Annotated in this window: 12 protein-coding genes and 2 pseudogenes; 7 read left to right on the plus strand and 7 right to left on the minus strand. The window is 65.8% G+C overall.

All coding sequences use genetic code 11. The features are described 5' to 3' along the window. Positions 1–189: 189 nt before the first annotated feature. Positions 190–783, minus strand: a complete 594-nt coding sequence (locus A9513_RS24665) for a helix-turn-helix domain-containing protein (RefSeq protein WP_065327840.1) — start codon at positions 781–783, stop codon at positions 190–192. A 312-nt stretch (positions 784–1095) separates the two neighbouring features. Between A9513_RS24665 and glnT the strand changes: the two genes are divergently transcribed. The 4 genes from glnT to A9513_RS24685 all read left to right on the plus strand — a co-directional run bounded on the left by glnT (position 1096) and on the right by A9513_RS24685 (position 5477). After that, positions 1096–2430 (plus strand): type III glutamate--ammonia ligase, encoded by a 1335-nt coding sequence (gene glnT / locus A9513_RS24670; protein ID WP_037017202.1) that lies wholly within the window; start codon positions 1096–1098, stop codon positions 2428–2430. An 89-nt stretch (positions 2431–2519) separates the two neighbouring features. After that, the gene (locus tag A9513_RS24675; protein WP_065327841.1) at positions 2520–3425 is read left to right on the plus strand and encodes a glutamine amidotransferase family protein; all 906 of its coding nucleotides are present in this window, start codon (positions 2520–2522) and stop codon (positions 3423–3425) included. A gap of 32 nt (positions 3426–3457) precedes the next feature. After that, on the plus strand, positions 3458–4132 hold the full coding sequence (locus A9513_RS24680; RefSeq protein ID WP_065327842.1) for a protein glxC: 675 nt from the start codon (positions 3458–3460) through the stop codon (positions 4130–4132). Between the two features lie 19 nt (positions 4133–4151). Then, entirely contained in the window at positions 4152–5477 is a 1326-nt protein-coding gene (locus A9513_RS24685; RefSeq protein WP_065327843.1) for an FMN-binding glutamate synthase family protein, read from the plus strand. Between the two features lie 12 nt (positions 5478–5489). On the opposite strand, the gene A9513_RS35775 is transcribed toward A9513_RS24685, so the two are convergent. Continuing rightward, positions 5490–5684, minus strand: coding sequence for a hypothetical protein (locus A9513_RS35775; RefSeq protein ID WP_126860240.1), 195 nt, complete (start codon positions 5682–5684; stop codon positions 5490–5492). 217 nt (positions 5685–5901) lie between these two features. On the opposite strand from A9513_RS35775, the gene A9513_RS24690 reads away from it, so the two are divergent. The 3 genes from A9513_RS24690 (at position 5902) to A9513_RS24700 (ending at position 7980) form a co-directional block, all read left to right on the plus strand. Then, positions 5902–7221, plus strand: a complete 1320-nt coding sequence (locus A9513_RS24690) for an ammonium transporter (protein WP_065327844.1) — start codon at positions 5902–5904, stop codon at positions 7219–7221. Positions 7222–7232: 11 nt separating this feature from the next. Next, on the plus strand, positions 7233–7571 hold the full coding sequence (locus A9513_RS24695) for a P-II family nitrogen regulator (protein WP_065327845.1): 339 nt from the start codon (positions 7233–7235) through the stop codon (positions 7569–7571). 67 nt (positions 7572–7638) lie between these two features. Beyond that, on the plus strand, positions 7639–7980 hold the full coding sequence (locus A9513_RS24700) for a multidrug efflux SMR transporter (protein WP_065327846.1): 342 nt from the start codon (positions 7639–7641) through the stop codon (positions 7978–7980). 87 nt (positions 7981–8067) lie between these two features. Here the strand turns inward: A9513_RS24700 and A9513_RS36630 are convergent. The 5 genes and pseudogenes from A9513_RS36630 to A9513_RS24720 form a co-directional block, all read right to left on the minus strand. Then, positions 8068–8343, minus strand: a pseudogene (locus A9513_RS36630) (methyl-accepting chemotaxis protein); the annotation flags it as partial. 12 nt (positions 8344–8355) lie between these two features. Further along, positions 8356–9042: pseudogene (locus tag A9513_RS36800) on the minus strand (PAS domain-containing protein); the annotation flags it as partial. A 90-nt stretch (positions 9043–9132) separates the two neighbouring features. Then, complete coding sequence (locus A9513_RS24710) at positions 9133–11478, minus strand: DUF1989 domain-containing protein (protein ID WP_065327847.1); 2346 nt, start codon at positions 11476–11478, stop codon at positions 9133–9135. Positions 11479–11533: 55 nt separating this feature from the next. Further along, positions 11534–12904 carry an NAD(P)/FAD-dependent oxidoreductase gene (locus A9513_RS24715; protein ID WP_065327848.1) on the minus strand — a complete coding sequence of 457 codons (1371 nt, stop codon included), beginning with the start codon at positions 12902–12904 and terminating at the stop codon, positions 11534–11536. A 33-nt stretch (positions 12905–12937) separates the two neighbouring features. Next, on the minus strand, positions 12938–13200 hold a 263-nt coding region (locus tag A9513_RS24720; protein WP_304362952.1), incomplete at its 5' end, for a formyltransferase family protein.

Consider the following 13200-nt stretch of genomic DNA (forward strand, 5'->3'; position numbering starts at 1 on the left):
CTTCTGCGCTTTTATAGGCGAAGCGAATCCTTGGGTCCATACCCTGGGGAAAATTTTTATCCTGTCAGGAAAGTTCTCGACCGAACGGCGAGGCGGTACTGGCGGGGAGATGGGGCGATAGATGCCGAGTGGCGAAAGGTGGGCGCATGACCGTGCGTGGTCATGCGCCTGAAGAGGAAGGGCGCGGGATCAGTCGTTGCCGTAGTTCATGATCGACATCAGGCGGATCGGTACTTGCACCAGCTTCTCCGGGCCGTGAGGTGTCTCGCCGTCAAAGGTCAGGCTGTCGCCGGCCTGCAGGTGGTAGAGCTGATTGCCGTGGCGGTAGATGAGCTCACCTTCGAGCAGGTGGAGGAACTCGGTGCCGGGGTGGGAGAAGGTCGGGAACTCCTCGCTGGCGTCATCCATGCTGACCATGTAGGCCTCGAAGTTCTTCTTCGGCCCGCGGGTGTGGTTCAGCAACTGGTAGGTGTGACCCTTCTCGGTGCCGCGGCGCACCACTTCCAGGCCGTCACCGGCCTTCACCAGCAGAGCGTTGCCGTCGGGCTGGTCGTATTGGCTGAACAGCTTGGACATCGGCATGCCGAGCACGTCGCACAGGCGGCTCAGGGTGTCGAGGCTGGTGGACACCTGGGCGTTCTCGATCTTGCTCAGCATCCCTTGGCTGATGCCGGCGATGCGCGCCACGTCCGCCAGCTTGAGCTCCTGTGCCTGGCGCTGGCGCTTGATCTGCATGCCCAGGTATTGCTCCAGGCGAAGGCGCGGTTCGGTCTCGGTGGACATTCAGGGTTCCTGCACGGTTTAAGTTCAAGAATAGTATTTTCGCACTGAGAAAGTGCGAGGCGACCTTGTCGGCTCTTTCACTTTCCCACAGTGAAAGCAAGTTTCCCATATATACAGAAGATTTGCCCCCGTGGCTGCGGACCACGGGGTCGCACCTGACTTGGCACTGGCATTGCATTCCTAATGGGAAAGTAAGTTTCCTGAGCGGAATTCGAAGCCGACGGCAGACACTCCACGTCGTATCCAACGACCGGTTTCGAACCCAACAGGGCCACCGATAACGCCTTGCCCCTTTACTAGGAGTGATCATCCATGTTGCCAAGCGAAACCCAGCGCACCATCGACCAGCACGGCATCAAGTACGTGCTGGCGCAGTTCGTCGATATCCATGGCGCGGCGAAGACCAAGTCGGTGCCGGTGACCGGCCTCAAGGCCGTGGCCGAGGAGGGCGCCGGGTTCGCCGGGTTCGCCATCTGCGGCATGGGTATGGAGCCTCACGGCCCGGACTTCATGGCGCGTGGCGACCTCTCCACGCTGATCCCGGTGCCTTGGCAGCCGGGCTACGGCCGGGTGGTCTGCGTCGGCCATGTCGACGGCAAGCCGCACCCCTATGACAGCCGTTTCGTCTTGCAGCAGCAGGTGCAGCGTCTGGCGGACAAGGGCTGGGTGCTCAATACCGGCCTTGAGCCAGAGTTCAGCCTGTTCCGCCGTGACGGCGAAGGCCGCCTGCAACTGGTGGACGCCTCCGACAACCTCGACAAACCCTGCTACGACTACAAGGGCCTGTCGCGCTCCCGCGAATTCCTCGAGCGCCTGACCGAGGCCCTACAGCCGGTGGGCTTCGACATCTACCAGATCGACCACGAAGACGCGAACGGCCAGTTCGAGATCAACTACACCTACAGCGATGCCATGGAGTCGGCCGACCGCTTCACTTTCTTCCGCATGGCCGCCGGCGAGATCGCCAACGACCTGGGCATGATCTGCTCCTTCATGCCCAAGCCCGACCCTAAGCGCGCGGGCAACGGCATGCACTTCCACCTGTCGATCGCCAGCGCCACCAACAAGAACCTCTTCCACGACCCGTCCGATTCCAGCGGCATGGGCCTGTCGAAACTGGCGTATCACTTCGCTGCCGGCCTGCTCGCCCACGGCCCCGCGCTCTGCGCCTTCGCCGCGCCGACGGTGAACTCCTACAAGCGCCTGGTGGTGGGCCGCTCACTGTCTGGTGCCACCTGGGCTCCGGCCTTCATCGCCTACGGCGCCAACAACCGCTCGGCGATGGTGCGCATTCCCTACGGCCGCCTGGAGTTCCGCCTGCCGGATGCCGGCTGCAACCCCTACCTGGTGACCGCCGCGATCATCGCCGCGGGTCTGGACGGCATCGACCGCCAGCTGGATCCGGGCCCGATGTGCAACGAGAACCTCTACAACCTCAGCCTGGACGAGATCGCCGCGCGCGGCATCAAGACCCTGCCGCAGTCGCTGAAGGAAGCCGCCGACGCGCTGGAGGCCGATTCGCTGTTCCGCGAGGTGCTCGGCGCCGAAATCGTCGACGAGTTCATCAAGCTCAAGCGCATGGAATGGGTGGAGTACAGCCGTCACGTCTCCGACTGGGAGATCCAGCGCTACACCGAATTCTTCTGATCGCCGCGCCCGCCGGGCGCACCCCCTTACCCCTCTGGGCGACCGTGAGCACAAGCGGCGGTTGCCTGCTGCCTCGAAGGAGACGAACCATGTGCGGAATCGTAGGCCTCTACCTGAAGAAACCCGAACTCGAAGCCCAGCTGGGCAAGCTTTTCGAACCCATGCTGCAGGCCATGACCGACCGCGGCCCGGACAGCGCAGGCTTTGCCATCTACGGTGACGAAGTGGCCGACGGCTGGGTCAAGCTGACCTTGCAGGCGACTGACGCCGGCTACCCCTGGGCCGAACTGATGGGCGCCCTGGAAGCCCGCCTGGGCTGTTCGCTGGACTGGTTCCAGAATGCCAGCGCCGCCGTGCTGAAGATCCACTGTGAGGAGTCCGCCGTGCGTGAAGCCCTGGCCGAGCTGGCCCCGACGGTGCGCATCATGAGCGCCGGGCAGAGCATCGAAATCCTCAAGGGCATGGGCCTGCCGGAGGAAATATCCCAGCGCTTCGGCCTCGCCGGCATGAAGGGCAGCCACATCATCGGCCACACCCGCATGGCCACCGAGAGCGCGGTGACCATGGAGGGCAGCCACCCGTTCTCCACCGGCGCCGACCTCTGCCTGGTACACAACGGCTCGCTCTCCAACCACTTCCGCCTGCGCCAGGAGCTCAAGCGCGAAGGCATCGCCTTCGAGACCGACAACGACAGCGAGGTGGCTGCCGGCTACCTGACCTGGCGCCTGCGCCAGGGCGACAGCCTGGCCCAGGCCCTGGACGGCGCGCTGAACGACCTGGACGGCTTCTTCACCTTCGCCATCGGCACCCGCAACGGTTTCGCCGTGATCCGCGACCCGATCGCCTGCAAGCCGGCGGTGCTGGCCGAGACCGACGACTACGTGGCCATGGCTTCGGAGTACCAGGCCCTGGCCAGCCTGCCGGGCATCGACAAGGCGCGCGTCTGGGAGCCCGAACCGGCCACCCTGTATGTCTGGGAGCGCGAGAGCGCCTGATCCGCACCGAGCAGAACTTTCTGGAGACTCATATGAAAACCATCGACCTTTCCAGCGCCTCGGTGCGCGAACTGAACCAGGCCCTGCACGGCGACGTGCAGGACCGCGAGTGGCTGGTCAGCCACCCGGATGGCAAGCACAACCTCGCCGTGGGCATCAACCAGACGGTGACCGTGGATATCCAGGGCCATGCCGGCTACTACTGCGCAGGCATGAACCAGAAGGCCAGCGTCACGGTACATGGCAACGTCGGCGTGGGTGTGGCGGAGAACATGATGTCCGGCAGCGTGCGGGTGAAGGGCAGTGCGTCCCAGGCCGCCGGTGCCACCGCCCATGGCGGGCTGCTGGTGATCGAGGGTGATGCCGGGGCGCGTTGCGGTATCTCGATGAAGGGCGTGGATATTGTGGTCGGCGGCAGCATCGGCCACATGAGCTGCTTCATGGGCCAAGCCGGACGCCTGGTGGTCTGCGGCGACGCCGGCGACGCGCTGGGCGACTCGCTCTACGAGGTGCGCATCTACGTCAAGGGTGACGTGAAGTCGCTGGGTTCGGACTGTATCGAGAAGGAAATGCGCGCCGAGCACCTGGAGGAGCTGCAGGAGCTGCTCAACCGCGCGGGCTTCGACGAGAATCCAGCCAGCTTCAAACGCTACGGCTCGGCCCGCCAGCTGTACAACTTCAAAGTCGACAACGCATCCGCGTACTGACCCGCAGCGAGGAATTCCCATGAGCGAGAAAAACACCCCGGTGCTGCGCGAGTCCGCCACCTTCGACCGCCTGACCATCCAGGAAATCCAGCGTGCCGCCGAGACCGGCATCTACGACATCCGTGGCGGCGGCACCAAGCGCAAGCTGCCGCACTTCGATGACCTGCTGCTGCTCGGCGCCAGCGTATCGCGCTACCCGCTGGAAGGTTACCGCGAGAAGTGCGGCACCGACGTGGTGCTCGGCACCCGCTTTGCCAAGAAGCCGATCCACCTGAAGATCCCGGTGACCATCGCCGGCATGAGCTTCGGCGCACTGTCGGCCAACGCCAAGGAGGCCCTGGGCCGTGGTGCGACCATCGCCGGCACCAGCACCACCACCGGCGACGGCGGCATGACCCCGGAAGAACGCGGCCAGTCTCAGTACCTCGTCTACCAATACCTGCCGTCGCGCTACGGCATGAACCCGGACGACCTGCGCAAGGCCGACGCCATCGAGATCGTCCTGGGGCAGGGCGCCAAGCCGGGCGGCGGCGGCATGCTGCTGGGCATGAAAGTCACCGAGCGCGTCGCCGGGATGCGTACCCTGCCGATCGGTGTCGACCAGCGCAGCGCCTGCCGCCACCCCGACTGGACCGGTCCGGACGACCTGGCGATCAAGATCGCCGAACTGCGCGAGATCACCGACTGGGAAAAACCCATCTACGTGAAGATCGGTGCCAGTCGCCCGTACTACGACGTCAAGCTGGCGGTGAAGGCCGGCGCCGATGTCATCGTCCTCGACGGCATGCAGGGCGGCACCGCGGCCACCCAGGAAGTCTTCATCGAGCACGTCGGCATCCCGATCCTGCCGGCCATTCCGCAGGCCGTGCAGGCGCTGCAGGAAATGGGCATGCACCGCCAGGTGCAGCTGATCGTCTCCGGTGGCATCCGCAATGGCGCTGACGTAGCCAAGGCCATGGCCCTGGGCGCCGATGCGGTGGCCATTGGCACTGCCGCGCTGGTGGCGCTGGGTGACAACCATCCGCGCCTGGACGACGAACTGAAGAAAATCGGTTCCGCCGCCGGCTACTACGACGACTGGCAGAACGGCCGCGACCCGGCCGGCATCACCACCCAGGACCCGGAGTTGTCCAAGCGCCTGGAACCGGTGGAAGCTGGCCGCCGCCTGGCCAACTACCTGCGCGTGCTGGTGCTGGAGGCACAGACCATGGCCCGCGCCTGCGGCAAGTCGCACCTGCACAACCTCGATCCCGAGGATCTGGTAGCCCTTACCGTGGAAGCCGCCGCCATGGCCCGTGTGCCGCTGGCGGGCACCAACTGGGTGCCGGGACAGGTGCAGTACTGATCTTCGTACGAGTCAGTGCAGAAGGCCGGCGAGTGATCGCCGGCCTTCTTGTTTTCCACCCGGCAATCCCTTGCAGGCGCCAACTCTGCCCGCCAGCGACCATAAGACGCCGAGCTTACCGCAGCCGCCGATCAGTCCTGCCATATTGACTGGCAGGAAACACAAATTCGCACCAAGAAAATGCGCGGCGCCGATAGGTCTGCGCATCACCATCGCCTCGCGTCAGAAAATAATCCATTTCCGTTCAATGAGATAGCTGAAATAACCGGCCCGTCCAGCGACCTTGGCAGGCCTATTGCTATGCCTATGAGGAAATAAAATTGCCCCACAGGAACGCGGACCAGCGCGTCCCGAAGGCACCGAACACCGGCCCGCCCGCCGACAGCGGCCCGGAACCGTCCCCGTCGGTTGGAGGCAACAGGCAATGATCCGGTTTTCACCTATGAGCCGCAGTATGTTGGGCCTTTCCCTGCTGTTCGGTAGCGTCGCCGCCATGGCGGACGATGCGCCGCCGGCGATCAATAGTGGCGACACCGCCTTCGTCGCGCTCTGTTCGCTGGTGGTGCTGCTGATGACCCTGCCGGGCCTGGCGCTGTTCTATGGCGGCATGGCGCGGACCAAGAACGTGCTGTCGATCCTCATGCAGGTGTTCTGCACCGCCTCGCTGATGTCGGTGCTGTTCGCCGTCTACGGCTACAGCCTGGCCTTCACCGACGGCGGCTCGCTGCAATCGGTGATTGGCGGGCTGGAGAAGCTGTTCCTGCTCGGCATCACCAAGGATTCGGTGGTGGGCACCATTCCCGAATACCTGTACTTCCTGTTCATGCTGCTGTTCGCCGCGATCACCCCGGCGATCATCGTCGGCGCTTTCGCCGAGCGCATGAAGTTCGCAGCGGTCATGGTGTTCATGGCGGTCTGGTTGACCATCAACTACATCCCCATGGCGCACATGGCGTGGGGCGGCGGCTGGGTGTTCAACCTCGGCGTGCAGGACTTCGCCGGCGGCAACGTGGTGCACCTCAACGTCGGCATCGCCGCGCTGGTGGGCGCCTGGCTGCTGGGTCGCCGTCGCGGCTTCGGCACCCCGACCCTGGCCCCGCACAACATGACCATGACCCTCACCGGCGGTTCGCTGCTGTGGGTCGGCTGGCTGGGCTTCTGTGGCGGCTGCGCCCTGGCGGCCAACGGCTTCGCCATGCTGGTGATGGTCAACACCATGCTCGCCAGCTGTGCCGGCGCGCTGGCCTGGATGCTCGTCGAGTGGCAGCACCGTGGCCGGCCGAGCCTGTTCGGCGCGGTCTCCGGCGCGATCGCTGGGCTCGTCGCGATCACGCCGGCATGCGGCTATGTCGGCCCGATGGGCGCCATCCTGCTCGGCCTGATCGCCGGCCCGGTGTGCGTCTGGTCGGTGGACAAGCTCAAGCCGATGATCGGCCTGGACGACGCCTTTGACGTGTTCGGCGTACACGGTGTCGCCGGCATCCTCGGCGGCCTGCTGACTCCGGTATTCGCCCTCGCGGCCATCGGCGGCCAGGGCTTTGCTGAAGGGCGCGACCTGTTCAGCCAACTGCTGGTCAACGGCGGCGCGATCCTCTTCAGCGTGGTGTTCTCCGGCATCACCAGCCTCATCGCCTTCAAGGTGGCGGCGGCGCTGTGCGGCGGCCTGCGCGTCGATGAAGAGGCGGAAGTCGACGGGCTGGATCTCTCTGCCCACGGCGAAGTCGGCTACAAGTACTCCAACTGAGGATCGCTGCAATGAAACTGATTACCGCGATCATCAAGCCCTTTCTGCTCGACGACGTGCGCCAGGCGCTGACCGAGGCCGGGGTAAGCGGCGTGACCGCCACCGAGGTCAAGGGCTATGGCCGGCAGAAGGGGCATTCGGAGATCTACCGTGGTGCCGAGTACGTGGTCGAGCTGCTGCCCAAGGTGAAGCTGGAAATCGTCATCGGCGAGGCGCTTTGCCAGACCGCCATCGACACCATCCTGAAGGCCGCGCACACCGGCAAGATCGGTGACGGCAAGGTGTTCGTCCAGGACCTGGAAAGCGTCGTACGCATTCGCACTGGCGAGCTGGGCGAAGACGCCGTCTGAGCCTTTGCGTCATACCCTGCGCCGACGCTTTGCGTCGGCGTTCTTTTTTGGCGAGGAGGTTGTGTCGATGGTGTGGTTGAACGGATGGGGTTACCTGATCCTGGCGGGACTTTGCGAGGTGCTGTATGCCTCGATCATCCCGCGCACCGACGGGTTCACCCGGCTCTGGCCGAGCCTCTACTGCGGGGTGTTCCTGGCCCTGAGCATCTACCTGCTGAGCCTGTCCGTGCGTGACCTGCCGCTGGGGCTGGCGTATGCCGTGTGGGTGGGTATCGGCACCCTGGGAACAGTGGCCTACGGCACGCTGTTTCTTGGCGAGCCGCTGGGCGCGCTGAAGGCGCTGTGCCTGGTGATGATCGTCGCTGGCATCGTCGGGCTGAAGCTGGTGGGGAGTGTGCAGGTGGCTTAGTACGCCGATGTCCGTACGCGGGCCACGCCGCGATCGCGCGGATGGCCCACTCCTGGTGTGAGGTGCCGGGGCTGGCCGGGTGAATCAACCCTGCTGCTTGAGCATCGACTGGATCTGCTGCACCGATTCCTGGGTACGCCGTGCGAGGTTGCGCACTTCGTCGGCGACCACCGCGAAGCCGCGCCCCTGGTCGCCGGCGCGTGCCGCCTCGATGGCGGCGTTGAGTGCCAGCAGGTTGGTCTGCTCGGCGATGGCACGGATGACCCCGGCGACCTGGGCGATCTGCCCGTAGGTGGTCTGGATGTTCTGCTGTTCACGCTCGTGCAGGCTGGCGGCGGCCTTCTCGTCGCTGATCTCGCGCACCGCGCCGGTGACGTATAGCAGGCGACCGCGCTCATCGCGCAGACAACGACCGCGCTCGCGGAACCACAGCGGGCCGCGGCTCTTGTGGCGCATGCGGTACTCCACCACGTAGGACCCGTCGCCGTTCTTGTCCGCCATTGCAGCGCCGAACGCCTGCATCACGCCTTTGAGGTCTTCTGCGTCGACCACGCCGAAGTAGCTGTCCCAGCCGTCGGGGAACTCCTCGCGACGGTAGCCGATCAGGTCGCGGAACTGCTCGGACCAGCGGATCATATTCTGCGGATGGTCGGGGTCGCCGTTGACCACGTTCATCGCCCAGCAGCCCTCGGTGAGGGTGCGCTGGGTCAGCGCCCAGACATCGCGATCCTCCCGCCACTGGCGGCGTTCGGCTTCCAGTTCGAGCAGCTGGCGCTGTTGTTCTTCGAGCTCCTCGCGCAGCCGGCGGCCCTCGTCCCGGGCATCGTCGAGACGTCGCGTGAGAGCGGCGTGTTCCTCGGCGGTGCAGGGCGGCGGCGACTGCAGCTCGGCGTGCCGCCGGAAGTCCACCAGACCATGCCAGTCGCGCTGCAGGCGCTCAAGACGGCCGAGCAACTGTGGGTCGCAGTGGCGCGGTGGGGTTGCGTCGGGGGTGCTGGAAAGCTGGTCGAGCCACTGGCCGAGGTCGTCGGCCAGGTTGCGGGAAGCCTTGCTGAACCACATCGGCCCAATCTCCTGGAAGGGGGAAGCGGAGGGCTCGCGCGCGGCGAGCCGGTGCACCAGGGTCCTTGCAAAACCCTCTCCAGAAGTGCGTCAGCTGCGCACGCGGGACTTGTCCGGATCGTACGCGACGGTGCCGGCGGTAACCCGCGCGGGGATGCGTTTCTGCTGGCCGTCGAGCTTGCCGACTTCCACCAGGGTGCCGGGTTCGCAGTAGCCCACGTCCAGACGGCACAGGGCGATGTTGCGGCCCAGCAGCGGTGAACGCGTGGCGCTGGTGATCACGCCGACCTGGGCGCGGCCGACATGCACGCAATCACCATGTGCGGCGATCTCGTTGCCGTCCAGTTCCAGGCCCACCAGGCGGCGCTGCGGGGTGGCGCTGCGCCGTAGCAGTGCATCCTTGCCGATGAAGTCGGCCTGCTTGCTCTTGAGCGGAACGCAGAAGCCGATGCCTGCTTCGAAGGGGTCGGTCTGGTCGTCGAACTCGTAGCCGGAGAAGATCAGCCCGGCCTCGATGCGCAGGGAGTCCAGCGCGTGCAGGCCCAGCGGTACCAGGCCCAGCGGTTCGCCCAGTTGCCAGAGGCGCTTCCAGACGGGCAGGGCGTCGTCCGGATGGCACCAGATCTCGTAGCCCAGCTCGCCGGTGTAGCCGGTACGCGAGACCATCAGCGGCGGCCCGTTGTAGTCGTTGAGACGACCGGTGAGGAAACGGAACCAGCCCAGGTCCTCCAAGCGTGGCTGGGTACCCGGCGTCCAGACCATGTCCTTGAGAAGCGTGCGGGCCAGCGGCCCCTGGACGGCGATATTGTGGATCTGCTCCGAAGCGCTCTTGATCCACACTTTCATGCCCAGCTTCTGCGCCTGTTCGCGCAGCCAGTCGCCGGCGTAATCCTCGCCGCCGATCCAGCGGAAGGCATCCGGCCCCAGGCGCAGCAGGGTGCCGTCGTCGAGCATGCCGCCGTGCTCGTAGCACATCGCCGAATACACCACCTGGCCGACCGCCAGCTTGCGTACGTCGCGGGTCAGGCAGTAGTCCAGCAACGCCTCGGCATCCGGTCCGAGCACCTCGAACTTGCGCAGGGCAGAGAGGTCCATCACCGCCACTCTTTCGCGGCAGCCGTGATACTCCTCGATGCTGCCGTAGCCGTCGAAGTGGGTGGGCGTCCAGAAGCCACGATAGTCGATGAACTGGCGGGTGAGGGCGGCAGTGCCGGCGTGGAAGCCGCTCTCGCGGGTCAGCTGAGGGTCGGCGTCGGGAGTCTTGCGATTGGCCATGGCGATGCTGAAACGCTCCTTTTCGCTGTACACGCGGATATGGATATCGGTGGGTTGCCAGCCGTTGGCCGGGTCGATGTCGTCCGGGCAGGAACTGCTGGCGCAGACCAGGTCGCTGAGGGCGCGCAGCAGGACGTAGTCGCCTGGGCGTGACCAGGGCTCGTCGAGGGTGAGTTGCTGATGCGCATCGACCCCGGTGTTGAAGAAGAAGTTGATCGCCGGCCAGCCGGCGCGGCCCTGCACGCCATGGCCTGCAAGGACTCGGCTGAGGTTGTCGCTGCAATTGTCGTGGCCGAAGTAGCCCTGGGCCTCGTAGTAGCGCGCGGTGCAGGCGAGGGCGAAGGTGTCGTGGCGGCCGACGGTGTCGCGCACCACCTCGAGCATGGGTTGCAGGTGGCGATCGTAGAAGCGGCTGAAGAGGCCGGGGCCGGGGTAGGCGTTGCCGTTCAGGGTGCGGGTGACGGTGGGATCGAGGTCGATCTCGCGGCCGCTGTCCAGGCCTCGGCGGTCGAAGGCGACAAAGTCCGAGCATTGCCGGCCGGCGACATCCAGTACCTGGATGAACTGCCCGGCGGCGACCGTGTAGGCGCTGGCCGTCCCGGGACGGATGGTGAACTCGTCCACCATCTCACCCAACGGCGCGGGTAGCGGCGGAGCGAGCAGGTGCTGTGGGTTGGCGCGATGCACCAGCAGGCGCAGTTCGCTGGCACGCGCCTGGGCATTGACCGACGTGCGTCCGCCGGGTGCTGCGACCAGCACCAGCAGCGGCGCGCCACCTTCCAGGGTGCGGCTGAACCCGGCGGGGGTGCCCGCCGGCCAGAGTCGCGCGGGGCTGGGCAGATGGCGGCAATCGACGCCGCGCCGGGCAAGCCCGGCACAGACGTGATCGGCCTCGCGGCTGCCGTCGTGGAGCAACTGGTGGATGAACGCCGCTCCTGGGCTGGGTGACAGGCCGAGTTCCGCCAGGGCGGGGCGGCCGCCAGCGGCAAAGGCCAGCAGCTCGGCCGGTTGGTCGCCTTCGAGGTCGATCACCTGGAGCCGGTCACCGGCCTCCAGGCTGATTACCGTCAGGCCGCCGGGCGCGACCCGGTGCCGTTCCAATGCGGGTGCGCGAGCGAAAAGCGCCGGCTCATGGGGCCGGCTGACGATGGGCAGGTTCATGCGGTGACTCCGTACCGGACAGGATGGCGGGGCGGCTGGCCGCCCCGCGGCGGACTCAAAGCGCCTTGCTCAGTGCCGGCGTCGGAGCATCGGCCAGGTAGGCCTCCAGCGAGTCGTCCAGGGCATCCAGCCACGGCGTGTGATGTGGCGTAGCCAGGGTTCCGGTGATGAGCGAACGGTGGCACTTGTCGCGGTACCCCATGATGTTCTCGTACTTGTCGTGCTTCCACTGCAGGAAGGTGCGGTTCACCTCGGCGATGTCGAAGCTCGGGTAGTCGGTGGCTTCGATCAGCTGGCGGATGTACTCGCCCTGGAACTCGAACATCTCGCGGGCGTTCTCCAGGGTCTCTTCTTCCTGGCGCCAGGCCAGGTCCTCGGCCTGCATGGCGGCAAGTCCGGGCAGGGCGATGCGCCCGAGGATGACGTCGCGGGCGTACCAGGCCTGGGCGTCGAACATGTTGAAGCTGTACCACTGGTCCTGCATGCCCAGGTACATGAGCTTCGGATTGCGCTCCCAGAACACGCCCTTGTAGAGGTTCAGCGGCCACAGACGGTTGCCGGTCTTGAGCCGCAGCTCTTCGGGGAGGAAGGGGAAGTGGTGTTTGTAGCCGGTACACAGGATGATCGCGTCGATGTGCTTGCTGCTGCCGTCGGCGAAGAACGCGGTGCTGCCCTTGACGTGGGTGAGCAGCGGTTTCTCTTCCCAGTTTTCCGGCCACTGGTAGCCCATCGGCGCACTGCGGTAGCAGCTGGTGATGGAGCGCGCGCCGTATTTGTAGCACTGCGAGCCGATGTCCTCGGCCGAGTAGCTGGCACCGACGATCAGCACGTCCTTGCCGCGGAATTCGAGTGCATCGCGGAAGTCGTGGGCGTGCAGCACGCGCCCGGCGAAGCTCTCGAAGCCGGGGAAGTGCGGCACATTGGGAGTGGAGAAGTGGCCGCTGGCGACCACCACGTAGTCGAACCGCTCGCTGTAGGTGCGGTCGTCGTCGTAACTGTGGGCGGTCACCTCGAAGGTGTTGCTGGCCGCATCCCAGGCGACGTCGCGCACCGTGGTGTTGAAGCGGATGTAGGGGCGCACGCCGGCCTTCACCACGCGGCCCTTGATGTAGTCCCAGAGCACCTCGCGCGGGGGATAGGAGCCCATGGGCCGGCCGAAGTGCTCGTCGAAACTGTAGTCGGCGAACTCCAGGCATTCCTTCGGCCCGTTGGACCAGAGGTAGCGGTACATGCTGCCGTGCACCGGTTCGCCATGCTCGTCCAGGCCGGTGCGCCAGGTGTAGTTCCACATGCCGCCCCAGTCCGCCTGCTTCTCGAAGCAGACCAGTTCGGGGATGTCGGCGCCTTTGTCCCGCGCCGACTGGAAGGCTCGCAGCTGGGCCAGGCCGCTGGGGCCGGCGCCGATGATGGCGACTCGTTGCTTCATGTCCGGTACTCCAGGTTCGGGATTTTTTGGGGGTCAGGAGAAGATCACGGTCTTGTCGCGATTGATGAACACGCGGTGTTCCAGGTGGAGTCTCAGGGCCCGCGAGAGGGCCACGGTCTCGGTGTCGCGGCCGATGGCGACGAGCGCCTCTGGGCTGTAGGCATGGTCCACGCGCTGCACTTCCTGCTCGATGATCGGTCCCTCGTCGAGGTCGGAGGTGACGTAGTGGGCGGTGGCGCCGATCAGCTTCAAGCCACGTTCGTAGGCCTGGGGGAAGGGCTTGGCGCCCTTGAAGC

The organism is Pseudomonas sp. AU12215, from assembly GCF_001675465.2.
In the GTDB taxonomy this organism is placed as follows: domain Bacteria; phylum Pseudomonadota; class Gammaproteobacteria; order Pseudomonadales; family Pseudomonadaceae; genus Pseudomonas; species Pseudomonas nitroreducens.

What these genes read in the sequence shown, in the direction of transcription:
- A9513_RS24665 (WP_065327840.1), bottom strand. Translation starts at nt 783, where the DNA reads ATGTCCACCGAGACCGAACCGCGCCTTCGCCTGGAGCAATACCTGGGC.
- glnT (WP_037017202.1), top strand. Translation starts at nt 1,096, where the DNA reads ATGTTGCCAAGCGAAACCCAGCGCACCATCGACCAGCACGGCATCAAG.
- A9513_RS24675 (WP_065327841.1), top strand. Translation starts at nt 2,520, where the DNA reads ATGTGCGGAATCGTAGGCCTCTACCTGAAGAAACCCGAACTCGAAGCC.
- A9513_RS24680 (WP_065327842.1), top strand. Translation starts at nt 3,458, where the DNA reads ATGAAAACCATCGACCTTTCCAGCGCCTCGGTGCGCGAACTGAACCAG.
- A9513_RS24685 (WP_065327843.1), top strand. Translation starts at nt 4,152, where the DNA reads ATGAGCGAGAAAAACACCCCGGTGCTGCGCGAGTCCGCCACCTTCGAC.
- A9513_RS35775 (WP_126860240.1), bottom strand. Translation starts at nt 5,684, where the DNA reads ATGCGCAGACCTATCGGCGCCGCGCATTTTCTTGGTGCGAATTTGTGT.
- A9513_RS24690 (WP_065327844.1), top strand. Translation starts at nt 5,902, where the DNA reads ATGATCCGGTTTTCACCTATGAGCCGCAGTATGTTGGGCCTTTCCCTG.
- A9513_RS24695 (WP_065327845.1), top strand. Translation starts at nt 7,233, where the DNA reads ATGAAACTGATTACCGCGATCATCAAGCCCTTTCTGCTCGACGACGTG.
- A9513_RS24700 (WP_065327846.1), top strand. Translation starts at nt 7,639, where the DNA reads ATGGTGTGGTTGAACGGATGGGGTTACCTGATCCTGGCGGGACTTTGC.
- A9513_RS24710 (WP_065327847.1), bottom strand. Translation starts at nt 11,478, where the DNA reads ATGAACCTGCCCATCGTCAGCCGGCCCCATGAGCCGGCGCTTTTCGCT.
- A9513_RS24715 (WP_065327848.1), bottom strand. Translation starts at nt 12,904, where the DNA reads ATGAAGCAACGAGTCGCCATCATCGGCGCCGGCCCCAGCGGCCTGGCC.